The organism is Streptomyces sp. NPDC021115 (assembly GCF_044333065.1).
Classification (GTDB): domain Bacteria; phylum Actinomycetota; class Actinomycetes; order Streptomycetales; family Streptomycetaceae; genus Streptomyces.
This window is the reverse complement of sequence record NZ_JBIRQF010000003.1, coordinates 184072-202676: the sequence shown is the minus strand read 5'-3', so window position 1 is coordinate 202676 and position 18605 is coordinate 184072. Positions and strand designations below refer to the sequence as shown.

Genomic DNA, 18605 nt, shown 5'->3' with positions numbered 1-18605 from the left:
CTCCGCAACGAAGAAGAGGCATGGAGGCGATCAGGGGTGGTCAGGGTGCTAAAAGGTGCTCAGGACACCACGAGGGCGGCCAGGGCGGCGCGGTCGACCTTGCCGTTGACGGTCAGCGGGAACTCGTCCACCGCGTGCACGCCCTGCGGGACCATGTAGCCGGGGAGCGCGGCGCGGCAGAACGCGACCACCTCCTTGGCGTCCGGCGCGGGACCGCCGGGCGCGCAGGTGACGAACGCGTGCAGCACCGGGTCGCCGTCCGCGCGGGGCAGGACCATCGCGACCGCGCCGGTGATGCCGGTGAACTGGCTGACGCGGCGCTCCACCTCGCCCAGTTCGACGCGGTTGCCGCGGATCTGCACCTGGGAGTCGACGCGGCCGTGGAAGTACAGCTCGCCGTCCTCGCCCATGGTGGCCAGGTCGCCGGTCTTGAACACCCGCTGCCCCGACCGGGGGTCGAGCGGATCGGGCACGACGACGGCGCGGGTGGCCTCCGGGTCGTTCCAGTACCCGGAGAACAGCGACGGGCTGCGCAGATAGATCTCGCCGAGCACACCGGGCTCGTCCACGGGGGCGCCGTCGGGCCCGATGAGCATCATCTCCGCGCCCGCGACCGCGTAGCCGATCGACAGGCGTTCGGTGCCGGGCGGCAGCGGGTTGGGCACCTCGGTGATGGACGCGGCCATGGTCTCGGTGGCGCCGTAGCCGTTGGTGAAGCGCACCTTCGGCAACAGCTCCTGGAGGGCGCGCAGTTCCTCCAGGGGGAAGTCCTCGCCGGAGAACGCGATGCGCCGCAGCACACCCTGCTCGCCCAGCTCGGCCAGCATGCCGGGCTCGTGGCGCAGCACCGGGCGCCACGCCGAGGGGACGGCGTCGACCTGGGTCGTCCCGGTGTCGCGCAGGAACGTCAGGAAGCGGCGCGGCCAGTTGAGCCGGTCGCGCGGTACGGGCACCAGCGCGGCGCCGTGACTGAGGGCGAACCCGATGTCGAACAGCGCGAAGTCGAACTGGAGCGGCGCGGTGCCCGCCACCCGGTCCTCGGAGGTGATCATCTCCGCGGCCTCGGCGCCGCGCAGGAACGCGATGACGCCGCGGTGGCTCATGACCACACCCTTGGGGCGGCCCGTGGTGCCCGAGGTGAAGGTGATGTACGCGGTGTCGAGGGGCGTCACCGCGCGGCGGCGCCGCACACGTGGCGCGGGCGCCCGCTCCACGGTGAGGCCGTCCGCGCCGAACCGGGCGGTGCCGACCGTCTCGGGAATGCCGGTGCGCTGTCCGCGCACGGGCTGGAGGTACAGCGCGGGCTCCGCGCTGTCGATGATCGTCAGCAGCCGTGTCTCCGGGGTCTCGGGGCTGACCGGGGTGAACGGCAGCCCCAGCGTGGCGCAGGCGAGCAGGGTGGCGATGGCGTCCGCGTCGGTGTCGGACTCCAGGATGACGCGGTCGCCGACGTCGAGGCCGAGCGCGTCGAGCGCGTCGGCGCACGCGTCGGTGCGGCGCTGGAGTTCGCCGTAGGTGACGGTCTCCAGACCGCCGTCCGCCGCGGCCTGGATCACCGCGGGACGGTCGGGGTCCCTCCGGGCGGCGGCCAGCAGATAGGTCCGCAGGTTGTCCACCGATGCGTGCGCCCGGGCGGGACGCGCTCCATTCGGGCTCATGCGCCACCCTTCCGATTCGGGCCTTCTCAGCAATTGCCAGGCTGTTTCTAACAGGGTGCTTTTACACCCCACAAGAACTCTCGCCCGCCCACCCGTGAACTAGGGGGCGTTAGGGGTTATGCCGGTACCAGGGGCCCACAAGACTGGCCGGAAACAATAAGATCGAAGTGCGCGAGATCGAACTGCCGGGATTTCAGAATGCACACGCGACAAGCGTGACAATAGGGCAACGAGGAGAGCGAGAATATGTCGGCGATTGTCTTTCCTGGAATCGGCCCGACGCGGTTCGCCGACTTGGGCCGGTTCCTGGCGGTCCATCCGGTGGCGCGCCGGCTCGTCGCCGAGGCGGACGAGGCGCTGGGCTACTCGCTGATCGACCGGTACCGGGAGGCCGAGGCCCGCGGTGACCAGGGGGCGTTCCCCGAACCGGCCCGGATCTCGTTCCTGGTCTCCTGTCTGGCTCTGGCCGAATGGGCGGTCGCCGAGCACGAGCTGACGCCGGTGGCCTGCGCCGGGGCCAGCTTCGGCGGCACGGCGGCCGCGGTGTTCTCCGGGGCGGTGCCGTTCGCCGAGGCCGTGGCGATGACCGCGGCGTGGGGCCGCCTGGTGGACGCGTACTTCGCGCGCGAACACGGCGACCTGGTCGCCCAGTCGTTCGCCCGCGTCCCGGCCGGCCAGCTGGCCGAGATCCGCGCCGAGCTGGACGCGCGCGGCGAGTGGAACGAGGTGGCCTGCCATGTCGACCACGACTTCCACATGCTGTCGGTGCACGAGGAGGCGGTGGACTGGCTCCAGCGCCGGCTGAAGGCGGTGGGCGGGCTGCCGCTGTACGTGATGCGGCCGCCCATGCACTCGGCCGTGTTCGGCGCGCTGCGGGAGGAGATCGAGGCCGAGGTCGCCGCGACCGTCCCGTTCCGCGACCCGGCGATCCCCGTGGTGTCCGACCACGACGGGTCGCTGGTGCGGACGGGCGCGGGGGTGCGGACGCTGCTGCTGGACGCGGTGACCCGCACGGTGCGCTGGCCGTCGGTGGTCGACACGCTAAAGGGGCTCGGCGTCGAGCGGGTGCACGTCACCGGGCAGGACGGGCTGTGGGGCCGGGTGGACGTCATGACCGAGGCGTTCGAGGTGGTGGCGGTGCGGCCGGAGACGGCCATGCGACCGCGCCGGCGCAGCGCGATCGCATGAACGGCGTTCGTATGAGTGGACGGACATCGCATCGGCGGAACGGACGGCGGGGGGCGGATCAGCGCATGGCCGCCAGGGTCTTCCACAGCGTGGCGGGGGTGGCGAAGTTGTCGTCGTTGAGCGCGTCGTCGACGAAACGGACGCCGTACATGTCCTCCAGCGAGGACAGCAGCGCGACCATTCCCATGGAATCGAGGCCGAAGTCACGCAGGCTCAGGTCTGCGGTGAGTTCGTCCTCCGTTTCCAGCAAAGGAAGGTGTTTGCGGAGCAGTTGCCCGAAAGACTCGTCCCACATGCGCGCTCCCCTGTTTTCTGCTGGCCTTTACAGATATCCGGCTGCCGAATAGTCGGCGTCGCGGCCAACCTAAGCCCTGTCTCCCGTGAGTCGGCACCCCTATCCACCCCTTTTCCCTCCCCGGAGGAAGGACCATGATCGAGACACCCGTCCCCGGAAGCGGTCTGCACGAACGGTTTCTGCGCGGCCTGGAGTTGTCGCCCCGCCGGGACGCGCTCCGCGTGGACGACGAGACCCTGACGTACGAGGCGATGCACGAACTGGCGCTGCGCCGGGCGGGTGCGCTGCTGGCCCGGGCCCCGCAGGGGCCGCACACCGTCGCCGTGCTGGCCGACAAGAGCCCGACCGCGTACGTGGGCATCCTGGCGGCGCTGTACTCGGGCGCCACCATCGTGCCCCTCAACCCGCGGTTCCCCGCCGAGCGCACCCGTCGCATGCTCACCGCGGCGGGCGTCTCGACGGTCGTCGCCGATCCGATCGGCCGGGCCGCGCTCGCCGAGACCGAACTGGACCTGCCCGTCCTGGACGAGGCGACCACCGCTCCCCCACTGGACGCGCCGGTGGCCGTGGCGCCGTCCGACATCGCGTACGTCCTGTTCACCTCGGGGTCGACGGGCCGCCCCAAGGGCGTGCCGATGACTCATGGCGCCAACGACCACTACTTCAGCCTGCTGGACCAGCGCTACGACTTCGGTCCCGCCGATGTGTTCTGCCAGAACGTGGGCCTCAACTTCGACTGCGCGATGTTCGAGCTGTTCTGCGCCTGGGGCCGCGGCGCCCCGGTGCACGCCATTCCGCCCGCGGCCCACCGGGATCTGCCGAAGTTCCTCGCCGAGCGGCGGATGACCGTGTGGTTCTCCACCCCGAGCGGTACGTCGTTCATCCGGCGCATGGGCGGTCTGGCCCCGGGCGCGATGCCCACGCTGCGGTGGAGCTTCTTCGCGGGCGAGGCGCTGCTGTGCGAGGACGCCGCCGCGTGGCAGGCCGCCGCGCCGAACTCGCGTATCGAGAACCTCTACGGGCCGACGGAGCTGACCGTCACCATCACCGGCCACCGCTGGTCTCCGGAGACCTCACCGGGCCGGGCGGTCAACGGCGTCGTCCCGATCGGCACGGTGCATCCCGGCCATGACCATCTGCTGCTCGACGGGAACGCGGTGTCGGCCGTCGAGGGCGAACTGTGCATCACCGGGCCGCAGATGACCCCCGGCTATCTGGACCCCGAGGACAACGAGGGCCGGTTCCTGGAACGCGACGGCCGCCGCTGGTACCGCACGGGCGACCGGGTGCGGCAGCTGGACGACGGCGAGCTGGTGTACCTGGGCCGCCTCGACACCCAGGTGCAGATCCAGGGCTTCCGGGTCGAGCTGGCCGAGGTGGACCATGTCGTCCGGCGGTGTGCGGGTGTGACGAACGCCGCCACCGTGACCCGCCCGGCACCGGGCGGCGGACTGGAACTCGTCCTCTACTACACCGGCGACCGCGTGCACCCGGTGGCGCTGCGCCGCGAGCTGGCGGCGCATCTGCCCGAACCCATGGTGCCCAAGGTGTTCCGGCACGTGGCGGAGTTCCCGCTGAACGCCAACCACAAGGTGGACCGGGGGCGGCTGGCCCGCGAGGCGGCCGCGCTGTCGGACGGCTGACCCGGTCCGTAGCTCAGACGGACATCCCCGACCCGAAGCGGCGGGCGTCCTCCACGAGCGTACGCAGCGCCTCGGCGAGCGACGCACCCGTCGAGGCGTGCTCGGGGTCGATGACCCACTGCATCATCACCCCGCTCAGCAGCGCGTGGTAGAACTGCCCGACCGCGGCCCGGGTGTGCGGGGGCAACTCCACGCTGCCCAGCAGGAGTTCGACCAGACCGCGCTGGGCCTGCTGCTGCGCCTCGACGATGAAGCTGCGGACCTCGGGCACATGCTCGATCTGGGAGATGGCGTCGAACTGGGCGGCCCACACCGGGCGATGCCGCTCGAACAGCTCGATCACCCGCGTCCAGGCCCGCTCGAACCGCCCGATCGGATCGTCTGGCAGGTCCCCCACATCGGCCAGGGCCCGCTTCAGCTCGTCGGCCCACTCCTCCAACGCCTCCATGATCGCGGCGTTGAGCAGGGCCTCCTTGGTGCCGTAGTGGTAGCCGATCGAGGCCAGGTTGGTGCCGGACGCCGCCACGATGTCCCGTGCGGTGGTGCGGGCGTAGCCCTTCTCGTACAGGCAGCGCTTCGCCCCGACCAGCAGGTCCTCTCGGTGTCCCATGCGGCCGAGTCTAACCGCCGCACCAGAGATATGTCTTAGACGATCGTCATAGACAGATTACTTACACAAATCTATAGTCCCGCCCATGAGTAAGCCCTTGAGTGAGTCCTTGAGCCCCCAACGAGCGAGCCGGAAGGACTGGATCGGCCTCGCCGTCCTCGTCATCCCGGTCCTTGTGATGTCGATGGACATGACCGTCCTGTACTTCGCGCTGCCGTTCCTCAGCGCTTCCCTGGAACCGAGTGCCACGCAGCAGCTGTGGATCGTGGACATCTACGCGTTCATGCTCGCCGGGCTGCTCATCACCATGGGCACCCTCGGCGACCACATCGGCCGCCGGCTGCTGCTCATGCTGGGCGCCGTGGTGTTCGGCGCCTCGTCCTTAGCCGCCGCCTACGCGGGCAGCGCCGAGCTGCTGATCGTGGCACGCGCCGTCCTGGGCATCTCCGGGGCGGTGCTCGCGCCGTCCACGCTCGCACTGATCCGCAACATGTTCCACGATCCGACCGAGCGCCGTACCGCCATCGCGATCTGGACGGCGGGGCTGTCCGGCGGTGCCGCCCTGGGCCCGATCGTGTCCGGTCTGCTGCTGGAGAAGTTCTGGTGGGGCTCGGTCTTCCTGATCAACATCCCGGTGATGGCCATGGTCCTGCTGCTGGGCCCGCTGCTCCTGCCGGAGTACCGCGCCCCGCGCCCCGGCCGTTTCGACCTCCTCGGCGCCGCGCTGTCGCTGGGCACCGTGCTCCCCGTCATCTACGGCGTCAAGGAGCTCGCCAACGACGGCTTCGCCTGGAAGTACGTGGCCAGCACGGCGGCCGGGGTGGTCGTCGGCGTGCTGTTCTACCTGCGCCAGCGCCGGGCCGCCAATCCGCTGATCGACCTGAGCCTGTTCCGCGACCGGGGGTTCAGCGCGTCCATCGGCGTCAACCTGGTGGCCCTGTTCGCGATGGTCGGCTTCCTGCTGTTCTCCACCCAGTGGATCCAGCTGGTCTACGGGCTGAGCCCGCTGGAGGCGGGGCTGTGGACCCTGCCCGCGCCGGTGGCGGTGGTGGTGACGACGTCGGTGGCCGCCGCGCTGGCCAAGTCGGTCCGCCCCGGCTACATCATCGGCGTCGGCATGGTCATCGCCACGGCCGGATTCGCCCTCATGACGCAGCTGCGCGCCGATTCGAGCCTGGCCCTCGCGGTGGTCGGCGCGAGCGTCATCTCGGCCGGGGTCGGCATGGCGATCCCCCTGACCGCCGACCTGATCGTGTCCGCGGCGCCACCGGAGCGCGTGGGCGCGGCCTCCGCGCTGCCGGAGACCAGCAACCAGCTCGGCGGGGCGCTCGGGGTGGCGATCCTGGGCAGCATCGGTTCCGCCGTGTACACCCGCGATGTCTCCGACACGACGTCAGGTCTGCCGCACGAGGCCGCGGACGCCGCCGAGGGCTCGCTCGGCGGCGCTGCGGAGGTGGCCAAGCACCTGCCCGGCCGGGCGGGCGACCAGCTCCTCCAGGTCGCCGGGGAGGCGTTCACCCGGGGCATGAACATCAGCGCCGTGGTCGCCGGGGGCGTCATGCTGGCGGGCGCGGTGGGCGCCGTACTGCTCATGCGCCACGTCGCGACTCCCGCCGCCGCTCCGGCGACGGGCGCCCCATCGGAGTCCGGGCCGCCGGAGTCCGAGCCCGCACCCGCGCCCAGCCGGGAATGAGGCGGTACGCACAGGGTCCCCGCACGATGGTCGCGCGGAGACCCTTCGTCCGTGCGGGGGCCGTTCAGCGGCCGAGGATCACCGGGAGGGTGGTGTACCCGGTCAGGCCCATGACGGCGCGGCGCTCGGGCGTACCCGCCTGCTCGATCTTCGGGAAGGTGTCGATCAGCTTCGGGAAGAGTTCGGCGCCCTCGATGCGCGCGAGGCTGCCGCCGAAGCAGTAGTGGGCCCCGGCGCTGAAGCTGAGGTGGGGGCCGTTGTCGCGGGTCAGGTCCAGGCGGTGCGGGTCGGGGAACCGGGCCGGGTCACGGTTGGCGGCGGCCAGCAGGGTCAGGACGAGAACCCCCTCGGGTATCTCGGCGCCACCGATGGTGACCGGCCGGGTGGTGACCCGGCTCGCCGCGGTGGTGTGGGTGGTGTGGCGCAGCAACTCCTCCACGGCCGACGGCGTGATGCTCTTGTCCGCGCGCCAGCGGTTCAGCTCGTCGGGGTGGTCGAGGAGCGCGAGCACCCCGGTCGCCACGAGGTTGGTGGTGGCCGCGAAGCCCGCGGTGAACAGGAAGAGGATGAGCGCCATCAGCTCGTCCTCGTCGAGCTTGCCGTTGGTGGCCTCCTGGACGAGCGAGGACATCAGGTCGTCGCGCGGCTCGGCGCGGCGGTTCTTGATCACCTCGCGGAAGTACCCGGACAGCTCCTCGGCAGCGGCGTCGGCGCGCACCAGGTCCTCTTCGGTGTAGAGGCCGGAGAAGACGTGCGACCAGTCGTCGGCCAGCTTCCAGAGGTGCCTGCCGTCCTCGAACGGAAGGCCGAGCATGTCGCTGATGACCGCGACCGGGAACGGCACGGCCAGCAGGTCCACGAGGTCGACCGGCCTGCCGCCGTCCGACCGCTCGATGAGGCCGTCGATGAGTCCGTCGGTCAGCCGCTCCACCGCGGGCTGCATCTTCTTGATCTTGTTGGGCGTGAAGACGCGGGCGGCCAGGCCGCGGATGCGGCCGTGGTCGGGCTGGTTGAGGGTGACCATCGAGTTCAGGTACATGCGCAGGGAGAGGTGGTCGGCCCAGTCCTCGCGCATCTGGGTGGCGGCGCGGGCGCCGCTCTGCACATCGGGCAGCCGCAGGAACTCGGTGACCTCCTCGTACCCGGACATCACCCACACGCCGAGCGAGGCGGCGTTGTGGACCCGATTCACCGACTGGAGCGTCTCGTAGAGGGGGAAGGGGTCGGCAGGGAAGGGCGGCGAGATCAGCGCGATCAGCGCTTCGTCGGCCTGCTGGGCCGTCGGGGTCGTTTCGGTGGTCATGTGGAGCGCTCTCCTCAGTGTGGTGCCTCGGTGGTGCCTCATGTGGTGCCTCATGTGGTGACGGTCCGGCGCGTTGGCTACGGCGCGGACCTCGTGTCCAGCTCGTCGTCGAGGACGTCGAACAGTTCGTCGGCGGAGAGCGAGGCGAGGTCGCTCTCCTCGCCCTTCTCCGGTCGGTGGGTTTCCAGCCACCCGGCCGTCAGGGCGCGCAGCCGGTCGGCGACCCGGCCGTACGCGGCCTCGTCCGGTGTCGCCGACGCCAACGCCGCCTCCAGCCGCGCCAGTTCGGCTTCCAGCGGGGTGGTGGCGGGCCCTTGGTCCGCGCTCAGTTGCTCGCGCAGCTCGTCGGCGACCGCGGCGGGCGTCGGATGGTCGAACACCAGGGTGGCGGGCAGCTTCAGCCCGGTCGCCGCGCGCAGGGCGTTGCGCAGCTCCACGGCGGTCAGCGAGTCGAAGCCCAGGTCCTTGAACGCCCGGTCGGCGCGGATGGCGTCGGCGCCGTCATGGCCGAGTACCGCCGCCACCTGCGTCCGCACCAGGTCCAGCAGCAGGGCGTCGCGTTCGGTGTCGTCGGTGAGGGCCGCCAGCCTCCGCCGCAGCCCCGCGCCACCGTCTCCGCCACCCGCCACGCCCGGGCCCGCGACGCGGCGGCGCGAGGTGGGCACCAGGCCGCGCAGCATCCCCGGGAGCCGGTCGGCGGGGCGTGCCCGCAGGGCGGCGGTGTCCAGGCGGAACGGCGCCAGCGCGGGCTCCCGGGTGCGCAGCGCGTCGTCCAGCAGCGCCAGTCCCTCCGCTTGCGACAGCGCGGGCAGGCCCATGCGCAGCATGCGTTTCCGGTCGGCCTCGCCCAGCTCGCCGAGCCCGGTGTCGGCCTCCCACAGCCCGAACGCCAGCGAGGTCACGGGCAGCCCGGCCTGGTGGCGGCGGCGGGCGAGCGCGTCCAGGAACACGTTCGCCGCGGCGTAGTTGCCCTGCCCGGCGGCCAGCACGAGCCCGGCGAGGGAGGAGAACAGGACGAACGCCGACAGATCGCGGTCGGCCGTCAGCTGGTGCAGATTCCACGCCCCGTCCACCTTGGGCCGCAGGACCGCGTCCATGCGCTCCGGCGTCAGCCCTCGCACCAGCCCGTTGTCCACGACACCGGCCGCGTGCACGACCGCGTCGACGGGATGCCGGTCCAGTACGTCGGCGAGCGCGGCGCGGTCGGCCACATCGCACGCCTCGACGGCCACGTGTGCACCGTGGGCCGCCAGTTCGGCGCGCAGTTCCGCCGCGCCCGGCGCGCTCTCGCCCCGGCGGCTGGTGAGGACGAGCCGCCGGACGCCGTGGCCCGTCACCAGGTGGCGGGCCACCAGGGCGCCCAGGCCGCTGGTCCCGCCCGTGATGAGCACCGTGGACTCCGGGTCCCATGGGCCGTACGTCTCGTCCACCGCGGCCGCGGGCACGGGAGCGAACTCGGGGATCAGCAACTCACCGCCCCGGAAGGCCATCTCGGGCAGATCGACCAGGGGTGGCACGGCGGCCTCGACTTCGAGGTCGAGCAGCAGGAACCGGCCGGGGTTCTCCGCGGCGGCCGCCCTGACCAGACCCCATACCGGCGCCTGGACCGGGTCGACGTCCTCGCCGTCGACCGGCACCGCACGGCGGGTGACGATCGCGAGCTTCTCCTCGTCCTTGCCGTGGTCGGCCAGCCACTCCTGGAGCCGCGTCAGCACCGCGCCCAGGACGGCGCGTACGGCCTCGGGCGTGTCCCCGGCCGCGCGCGGGACCTCGTACACCTCGACGGGCGACGCCTCCGGCGCGGGGTGGATGGCGGGCTTGGTCCAGGTGAGGGCGAACAGCGACTCGCGGTGGTCGCCGCCCGCGCGCAACTGCTCGGCCGAAACGGGGCGTGACGCCAGCTGCGCCACGGACAGGACCGGCTCGCCGGTCTCGTCGGCGACCAGCACCTCCGTACCGCCGTCCCCGTCCCGGTGCGCCAGCCGGACGCGCAGCGCCGAGACACCGGCCCGGTGGAGCGAGACACCGCCCCAGGAGAACGGCAGCTCCGGCGCCCCGTCTGCGTCGCCTTCGACCAGGCCGACGTGCATCGCCGCGTCCAGCAGCGCCGGATGCACCCCGAATCGGGCCGCCTCCGCCCCTTCCGGTAGCGCCACCTCGGCGAACACTTCCTCTTCGCCACGTCGCCAGGCCGCCCTGAGCCCCTGGAAGGCCGGACCGTAGTCATAGCCACGGGCGAGCAGCGCCTCATAGGCGCCGTCCACCGGAAGCGGCGTCGCGTCGACCGGTGGCCATACGGTCAGATCGGACGACGGTGGAGTGGCGGACGGGACGATGCCACCGGTCGCGTGCCGGGTCCATGTCTCGTCGTCGAGGGACGAGTAGATCTCGACGGTGCGCGCGCCGCCGGCGTCCGGGCCGCTCACCACGACACGGAGCGCCACCCCGCCCTGCTCGGGCACGAGGAGCGGCGCTTCGAGCGTCAGCTCGTCGATCGCCTCACACCCCACCTGCTGGGCGGCTTGCAGCGCCAGCTCGACCAGCCCGGTGCCGGGCAGCAGCAGGGTGCCCAGCACATCGTGGTCGGCGAGCCAGGGCTGGGCGTCGAGCGAGAGCCGCCCGGTGAACACGGCCCCGCCGGTGTCCGGCAGCACGACCCGCGCGCCCAGCAGCGGATGGTCGACCGTGTTCGCTCCGGCGAGGGCCGTGGGCCGCTCGGCCAGCCAGTAGCGCTTGCGCTGGAAGGGGTACGTGGGCAGCTCGACGCGGCGCGCACCACGCCCCGCGAACACCGCGGACCAGTCCACCGCCACACCCGCCGCGAACAGCCGCCCGACCCCGGCGAACACGCTCTCCACCTCGGAACGCTCCCGGCGCAGCGTGGCCGCCATCACGCCCTCGACCGTCTGCTGCGCCATCGCCGTCAGCACACCGTCCGGCCCCACCTCCAGGAACCGCGTCACACCCTCCACGTGCAGCTGCCGTACGTCATCGGCGAACCGCACCGCATCCCGCACATGCCGCACCCAGTACTCCGCCGACGCCACATCCTTCACCAGGCGGATGACCGGCTCGTGGTACTCCACGCTCTCCGTGACCTTGCGGAAGTCCTCCAGCATCGGATCCATCAACGGCGAGTGGAACGCGTGCGAGACCGACAGACGGCTCGTCTTACGGTCCTTGAACCGCTCGGCCACCGCCTCCACCGCGTCCACCGCGCCGGACACCACCACCGACGACGGGCCATTGACCGCCGCGATCCCCACCTCACCGTCCAGCAGCGGCGCCACTTCCCCCTCCGTGGCCTGGATCGCCACCATCGCCCCACCAGGCGGCAACGCCCCCATCAGCCGCCCGCGCGCCACGATCAGCCGCGCGGCGTCGTCGAGGCTCAGCACTCCCGCCACATGAGCCGCCGCCAGCTCACCGATGGAGTGCCCGACCAGGTAATCCGGGCGGATTCCCCAGGATTCGAGGAGCCGGAACAGCGCCACCTCCAGCGCGAAGATCGCGGGCTGGGTGAACTCCGTACGGTGCAAGGCCGCCTCGTCGCCCCACACCACGTCCTTCAGCGGCAGCCCCGACGCCTCACACACCGCGTCGAAAGACTCCGCGAACACCGGGAAGGTCTCATACAACTCCCGTCCCATTCCCAGGCGTTGACTCCCCTGCCCGGTGAACAGAAACGCCACCTTGCCACCGCCACCGGCCACATCGGTGACCGTCTCCGACCCCACCAGCACCGCGCGATGCTCCAGCGCGGCCCGGCCCGTCGCCGCCGAGAACGCCACATCGAGCTCGTCCTGGTCGGCGGCGAAGGTGCCGATCCGCCGCATCTGGGCTTCGAGCGCGTCGCGCGTCTTCGCCGAGACGACGATCGGCGCCACCGGCAGCTCCCGGCGTTCCTCGACCTGATGCTCGACCGGCGGGGCTTCCTCCACGATGACGTGGGCGTTCGTCCCGCTGATGCCGAAGGAGGACACTCCCGCGCGGCGTGGATGCTCGCCGCGCGGCCACTGCCTCGGCTCGGTCAGCAGCCGGACCTCGCCCGCGGACCAGTCCACCTGCGGTGTCGGCTCTTCCACGTGCAGCGTCCTCGGCAGCACACCGTGCCGCATGGCCTGCACCATCTTGATGATCCCGGCCACTCCGGCCGCGGCCTGGGTGTGGCCCATGTTGGACTTGATCGACCCCAGCCACAGCGGTTCCGCACGGTCCTGCCCGTACGTGGCCAGCAGCGCCTGCGCCTCGATCGGATCGCCCAGCGTCGTCCCCGTGCCATGCGCCTCGACCGCGTCCACATCGGCGGCCGCCAGACCCGCGTTCGCCAGCGCTTGGCGGATGACCCGCTGTTGGGACGGCCCGTTCGGTGCCGTCAGGCCGTTGCTGGCGCCGTCCTGGTTGAGGGCGCTCCCCCGTACGACCGCCAGCACCGGGTGGCCGTTCGCGCGGGCGTCCGACAGCCGCTCGACCAGCAGCATGCCCACGCCCTCGCCCCAGCCGGTGCCGTCCGTGGAGGACGAGAAGGACTTGCAGCGGCCGTCCGTCGCCAGACCGCGCTGCTCGCTGAAGTCGATGAACGACTGCGGCGTTCCCATGACGGTCACGCCGCCGACGAGGGCGAGGGAGCATTCGCCGGAACGCAGCGCCTGTCCCGCCCAGTGCAGCGCCACCAGCGACGACGAGCACGCCGTGTCCACGGTCACCGCGGGGCCTTCGAGGCCGAGGGTGTAGGCGACGCGGCCGGAGACGAGGCTTCCGCCGCCGGTGCCGCCGGAGTAGTCGTGGTACATGACCCCGGCGAACACACCCGTCGACGTGCCCTTCAGTGTGCCCGGGTCGATCCCGGCGCGCTCCAGCGCCTCCCACGACACTTCGAGGAGCAGGCGCTGCTGCGGGTCCATGTCGCGGGCCTCGCGGGGGCTGATGCCGAAGAAGTCCGCGTCGAACTCCGCCGCGTCGTGCAGGAATCCGCCGTCGCGCACGTAGGTCTTGCCCGGTTTACCTGGCTCGGGGTCGTAGATGTCCTCCACACCCCAGCCACGGTCGCCCGGAAACTCCGAGATGGCGTCGACGCCCTCGTCAACCAGCCGCCACAGCCCCTCGGGCGAGTCCACCCCGCCCGGATAGCGGCACGCCATCGCCACGATGGCGATCGGCTCGTCGTCCGCCCGGGTCACGGCGCGCGCGACCGGGGTGGTCTCCACGGCGCCGGACAGCTCGTCCAGGAGGTGCCGGGCCAGCTCGCCGGGGGTCGGATAGTCGAAGACGAGGGTGGCGGGCAGCCGGAGTCCGGTGGCGGCGCCCAGGAGGTTGCGCAGCTCGATCGCGGTGAGGGAGTCGAATCCGAGGTCGCGGAAGGCCCGTTCGGCCTCGACGGCCTCGGCTCCGGCAAGGCGGAGGACGGTGGCGGCCTGGGAGCGGACGAGGCCGAGGAGCTCGGCGGTGCGCTCGTCTTCGGTGAGGGCGGCCAGGCGCTGCCGTAGCGCACCGGTCGCGGAGCCGGTGGCGTCGACCGCCCGGCGCGACCGGCCGCGGACGAGGCCGCGCAGGAGCGGCGGCGGCGTGTCGAAGGCCGCCAGGTCGAACCGGGCGGGCACCAGTGTGGGTTCCGCGCCACCGGCGGCGGCGTCGAGCAGCGCAAGGCCCTCTTCCGGCGCCAGGGTGCGCAGGCCCGACTGGTCGAGCCCGTCGGCCATGCCGTCTCCGGCCCACGGGCCCCAGGCCAGCGACAGCGCGGGGAGTCCGTGGGCGTGCCGGTGGTGGGCGAGGGCGTCGAGGAAGGTGTTGGCGGCCGCGTAGTTTCCCTGTCCGGGTGCGCCGAGGACACCGGCGACGGACGAGAAGAGCACGAACGCGGTCAGCCCCATGTCACGGGTGAGGTCGTGGAGATGCCACGCCGCGTCCGCCTTCGGGCGCAGGACGTGGTCGACGCGGGCGGGCGTCAGCGAGGGGATCACACCGTCGTCCAGCACGCCCGCCGTGTGCACGACCCCACCGATGGCCCGGCCGTCGAGCAGCGCGGCCAGGGCGTCACGGTCGGCCACGTCGCACGCCACCACCTCGGCCTCGGCGCCCAGCGCGGTCAGTTCCCCGGCCAGTTCGGCCGCCCCCGGCGCCTCGGGCCCGCGGCGGCTGGTCAGCAGCAGCCGCCGCACCCCGTACCGGGTGACGAGGTGGCGGGCGACGGCGGCACCGAGGGCGCCGGTGCCGCCGGTGATCAGGACGGTGCGTTCGGTATCCCAGGTGGGGGTGTCCGGGCCGAGCGGCACCCTGGCCAGGCGCGGTACGCGCACCTCGCCACCCCGGACGGACAGCTCGGGCTCGCCGGTCGCCAGGAGGGAAGGTGGATCGACCGCAGCGTCGGTGTCCGTGTCGACGAGGACCACGCGGCCGGGGTTCTCGCTCGCGGCGGCGCGTACGAGTCCCCGGACGGCGGCGTGGCCGAGGTCGGAGCCGTCGATCGCGCCATGGGTGACGACGACGAGGGTGGTGTCGCCGTCCACCGCGGTCCGCACCGCCTCCAGCACACCGTCCAGCACCGCGCGCACCGCGGACGGCGTGTCCCCGGTCGTCGGCGGGCAGTGGTGGACGGCCACTTCGGCGTCGTCGGCCCGCGACCGCTCGTCGGTGGCCGGTACCCAGCCGACGCGGAAGAGGGCGTCCGCGACCCGGGCCGAGGCCAGGGCGAGACCGTCCGCGGTGACGGGACGCAGCGTCAGCGAGCCGACCGAGGCGACGGGCCGCCCCAGGGCGTCGGCCAGCTCCAGCGCCACCGTGTCGTCGCCGCGGACGCGCAGCCGGACCCGGGCGGCGGTGGCGCCCTCAGTGTGCAGGGTGACGTCCGACCAGGAGAACGGCAGGACCGTCGCACCGTCGTCCGCCGTCAGGTCGAGCGCGTGCAACGCCGAGTCCAGCAGGGCCGGATGGAGGCCGAAGCGTCCGGCGTCCACACCCGCCGGGAGGGCGATCTCGGCGAACACGTCGTCGCCGTGCCGCCAGGCCGTGCGCAGTCCGTGGAACGCGGGCCCGTAGTCGAGCCGTTCGTAGAGCCCTTCGGCGGCGAGGGGTTCGGCGTCGCGCGGTGGCCACGCCGTGAGGCCGGTGGCCGGTTCACAGGCGTCGGGCGCGAGCGTCCCCTCGGCGTGCTGGATCCACTCGCGGTCGATCGGGGCGTCGTCGGCGCGGGAGTACACGGCCACCGGGCGGCGCCCTGACGCGTCGGGCGCGTCGACGGCGACCTGGAGGTGGACACCACCGTGTTCGGGCAGGATCAGCGGAGCGCCCAGGGTGAGTTCCTCGACGCGGTGGCATCCCACCGCGTCCCCCGCCCGTACGGCCAGCTCCACGTACGCGGTGCCGGGCAGCAGTACGGAGCCGAGCACCGTGTGGTCGGACAGCCAGGGGTGGGCTCCGGTGGCCAGCCGTCCCGTGAACACCACCCCGTCCGAGCCGGGCAGCCGCACCATCGCGCCGAGCAGCGGATGGTCGGGCCGGTCGAGCCCCGCGGAGGCCACGTCGCCGCCCTGGCCGCTCCTGTCGAGCCAGTAGCGGGCGCGCTGGAAGGGGTAGGTGGGCAGGTCGACGCGCCGGGCGCCGCGTCCATCGAACACGCCCGCCCAGTCGACGCGCAGGCCCGCGCTGTGCAGCTGTCCGATGGCGGTGAGGACGACGACGGGCTCGGGGTCGCGGCGGCGCAGCGCCGGGACGAGCACGGCGGTGTCGGCGGAGGTGGTGAGGCACTGGCGGGCCATGGCGGTCAGCACCCCGTCGGGCCCCAACTCCACGTAGCGGCTTACGCCTTCGGCCTCCAGCCGGGACACCGCGTCGGCGAACCGGACCGTGTCACGGACGTGCCGCACCCAGTGGTCGGCGGTGGTGACCTCGCCGTCCGCCATGACGGGGACGCGTGGTTCGGCGTAGGTGATGGTCTCGGCGACGCGGCGGAACTCGTCCAGCATCGGGTCCATCTGCGGTGAGTGGAAGGCGTGCGAAACCGTCAGGCGGTTCGTCCTGCGGGCGCCGAGCCGTTCGGCGACCGCCGCGAGGGCCGCCGCGACGCCGTCCTCGGTGCCGGAGAGCACCACCGAGGTGGGGCCGTTGACGGCGGCGAGATCCACCTGCTCGGTCAGATACGGGGCCACCTCGTCCTCGGTGGCCTCGACCGCCACCATCGCGCCCCCGGGCGGCAGCGCCCCCATGAGCCGCCCGCGCGCGGTGACCAGCGCGGCGGCGTCCTCCAGCGAGAACACCCCGGCGACATGGGCGGCGGCCAGCTCGCCGATCGAGTGCCCGGTGACGAAGTCGGGGCGTACGCCCCAGGACTCCAGCAGCCGGAACAGCGCCACCTGGACCGCGAAGATCGCGGGCTGGGTGAACTCGGTGCGGTGCAGCGCCTCCTCATCGCCCCACATCACCTCGCGCACGGCGGGGTCGAGCACGCCGCACACCTCGTCGAAGGCGCGCACGAACACCGGGAACGCCTCGTACAACCCCCGGCCCATGCCCAGCCGCTGGCTGCCCTGCCCCGTGAAGAGGAAGGCGGTCAGCCCGGTGGGCCGGGCGGCGCCGCCGAGGGTGGCATCGTCCGCGTGGTCCGCCAGCGCGGTCAGCTCGTTCAGGATCTCCTCGCGGTCGCGGCCGATGACGACGGTGCGGCGGGCGAGGGCGGCGCGGCTGGTGGCGAGGGAGAACCCCAGGTCCACGGGGTCAAGACCGGGCGTGGCCCGCAGCTGGTCGGCCACCTGCCGGGCCTGGGCGCGCAGCGCGGCCGCGGTGCGCGCGGACAGCGGCAGCGGTACGGGCGCGCCCGGGGCGGAGGGCCGCTCGGCGGGCAGGGGTTCGGAGACGGTACCGGTGTCCGCCTGCTCGATGATGACGTGGGCGTTGGTGCCGCTCACCCCGAAGGAGGAGATCGCGGCGCGGCGCGGACGGCCGGTGTCGGGCCACCCGCGGGCCTCGGTGAGGAGCCGTACGTGTCCGGCATCCCAGTCCACCTGCGGTGTGGCCGCGTCGATGTGCAGGGTCCTGGGCAGTGTGCCGTGCCGGATGGCCTCGACCATCTTGATGACGCCCGCGACGCCCGCGGCGGCCTGGGAGTGGCCGATGTTCGACTTGATCGAGCCGAGCCACAGCGGCCGGTCGGCGGCGCGGTCCCGGCCGTATGTGGCGAGCAGCGCCTGCGCCTCGATGGGGTCGCCGAGCGAGGTCCCGGTGCCGTGTCCCTCCATGGCGTCCACATCGGCGGGCGTCAGCCCGGCCGCGGCCAGCGCCTGCCGGATCACCCGGCGCTGGGACGGCCCGTTGGGGGCGCTGAAACCGTTGGACGCGCCGTCCTGGTTGACCGCCGAGCCACGTACCACCGCCAGCACGGGATGGCCGTGGCGGCGGGCGTCGGACAGCTTCTCCAGCAGCAGCACACCCGCGCCCTCGCCCCAGCCGGTGCCGTCGGCGGAGGCGGCGAACGAGCGGCAGCGGCCGTCGGGCGAGAGCCCGCGCTGCTCGCTGAACTCGATGAACGTCTCGGGCGTGGCCATCACGCTGACGCCGCCGGCCAGCGCCAGCGTGCACTCCCCCGTGCGCAGCGCCTGCGCCGCCCACTGCATCGCCACCAGCGACGACGAGCACGCGGTGTCGACGGTGACCGCCGGGCCCTCGAAACCGAGGGTGTAGGCGACGCGTCCGGACACCAGGCTGCCGTCGCTGCTGGTGATGCCGTAGTCGTGGTACATGGCACCGGCGAAGACACCGGTGCGGCTGCCGCGCAGCGACGCCGGGTCGAGGCCCGCGCGTTCCACCGCCTCCCAGGTGATCTCCAGCAGCAGCCGTTGCTGGGGGTCCATGGTCAGGGCCTCGCGCGGGCTGATGCCGAAGAACCCGGGGTCGAAGTCGGCGGCGTCGTACAGGAAACCACCGTGGCGGACGTAGCTCTTGCCCGGCTTTCCGGGCTCCGGGTCGTACAGGGCGCTCAGGTCCCAGCCTCGGTCGCCGGGGAACGGGCCGATGGCGTCGCGGCCCTCGGCGACCAGCTCCCACAGCTCCTCCGGGGAGCCGACACCGCCGGGGAAACGGCAGGCCATGCCGATGATCGCGACGGGTTCGGTGGCGGCGTCCGCGGCGGCGCGCAGGCTCTCGTTGTCCTGCCGCAGCCGCTCGTTCTCGACGAGCGAGCCGCGCAGCGCCTCGACGATCTCCTCGACGTTGGCTTCCACCGTC

At 72.6% G+C, this 18605-nt stretch carries 7 protein-coding genes and 1 pseudogene; 3 read left to right on the top strand and 5 right to left on the bottom strand.

Going from position 1 to position 18605, the window contains the following annotated elements; genetic code table 11:
- Positions 1–59 precede the first annotated feature (59 nt).
- Positions 60–1658, bottom strand: coding sequence for an AMP-binding protein (locus ACH4TL_RS11285; RefSeq protein ID WP_398331528.1), 1599 nt, complete (start codon positions 1656–1658; stop codon positions 60–62).
- A gap of 246 nt (positions 1659–1904) precedes the next feature.
- On the opposite strand from ACH4TL_RS11285, the gene ACH4TL_RS11280 reads away from it, so the two are divergent.
- Positions 1905–2846 (top strand): ACP S-malonyltransferase, encoded by a 942-nt coding sequence (locus ACH4TL_RS11280; protein ID WP_398331525.1) that lies wholly within the window; start codon positions 1905–1907, stop codon positions 2844–2846.
- A gap of 58 nt (positions 2847–2904) precedes the next feature.
- Here the strand turns inward: ACH4TL_RS11280 and ACH4TL_RS11275 are convergent, their stop codons facing one another.
- Positions 2905–3141: an acyl carrier protein gene (locus tag ACH4TL_RS11275; protein ID WP_398331522.1), complete on the bottom strand. Its 237-nt coding sequence runs from the start codon at positions 3139–3141 to the stop codon at positions 2905–2907.
- A 134-nt stretch (positions 3142–3275) separates the two neighbouring features.
- Here ACH4TL_RS11275 and ACH4TL_RS11270 point away from each other — a divergent pair, with 134 nt between their 5' ends.
- Positions 3276–4784, top strand: coding sequence for an AMP-binding protein (locus ACH4TL_RS11270; protein ID WP_398331519.1), 1509 nt, complete (start codon positions 3276–3278; stop codon positions 4782–4784).
- 13 nt (positions 4785–4797) lie between these two features.
- Here the strand turns inward: ACH4TL_RS11270 and ACH4TL_RS11265 are convergent, their stop codons facing one another.
- On the bottom strand, positions 4798–5394 hold the full coding sequence (locus ACH4TL_RS11265; protein WP_398331516.1) for a TetR/AcrR family transcriptional regulator: 597 nt from the start codon (positions 5392–5394) through the stop codon (positions 4798–4800).
- Positions 5395–5479: 85 nt separating this feature from the next.
- Here ACH4TL_RS11265 and ACH4TL_RS11260 point away from each other — a divergent pair, with 85 nt between their 5' ends.
- A complete protein-coding gene (locus tag ACH4TL_RS11260; protein ID WP_398331513.1) occupies positions 5480–7087 on the top strand; it encodes an MFS transporter in 1608 nt (535 codons plus the stop codon).
- 64 nt (positions 7088–7151) lie between these two features.
- Here the strand turns inward: ACH4TL_RS11260 and ACH4TL_RS11255 are convergent, their stop codons facing one another.
- Positions 7152–8390: a cytochrome P450 gene (locus ACH4TL_RS11255; protein WP_398331510.1), complete on the bottom strand. Its 1239-nt coding sequence runs from the start codon at positions 8388–8390 to the stop codon at positions 7152–7154.
- A gap of 77 nt (positions 8391–8467) precedes the next feature.
- A pseudogene (locus tag ACH4TL_RS11250) lies at positions 8468–18511 on the bottom strand (SDR family NAD(P)-dependent oxidoreductase); the annotation flags it as partial.
- Positions 18512–18605: the final 94 nt, after the last annotated feature.

What these genes read in the sequence shown, in the direction of transcription:
- ACH4TL_RS11255 (WP_398331510.1), bottom strand. Translation starts at nt 8,390, where the DNA reads ATGACCACCGAAACGACCCCGACGGCCCAGCAGGCCGACGAAGCGCTG.
- ACH4TL_RS11260 (WP_398331513.1), top strand. Translation starts at nt 5,480, where the DNA reads ATGAGTAAGCCCTTGAGTGAGTCCTTGAGCCCCCAACGAGCGAGCCGG.
- ACH4TL_RS11275 (WP_398331522.1), bottom strand. Translation starts at nt 3,141, where the DNA reads ATGTGGGACGAGTCTTTCGGGCAACTGCTCCGCAAACACCTTCCTTTG.
- ACH4TL_RS11285 (WP_398331528.1), bottom strand. Translation starts at nt 1,658, where the DNA reads ATGAGCCCGAATGGAGCGCGTCCCGCCCGGGCGCACGCATCGGTGGAC.
- ACH4TL_RS11265 (WP_398331516.1), bottom strand. Translation starts at nt 5,394, where the DNA reads ATGGGACACCGAGAGGACCTGCTGGTCGGGGCGAAGCGCTGCCTGTAC.
- ACH4TL_RS11270 (WP_398331519.1), top strand. Translation starts at nt 3,276, where the DNA reads ATGATCGAGACACCCGTCCCCGGAAGCGGTCTGCACGAACGGTTTCTG.
- ACH4TL_RS11280 (WP_398331525.1), top strand. Translation starts at nt 1,905, where the DNA reads ATGTCGGCGATTGTCTTTCCTGGAATCGGCCCGACGCGGTTCGCCGAC.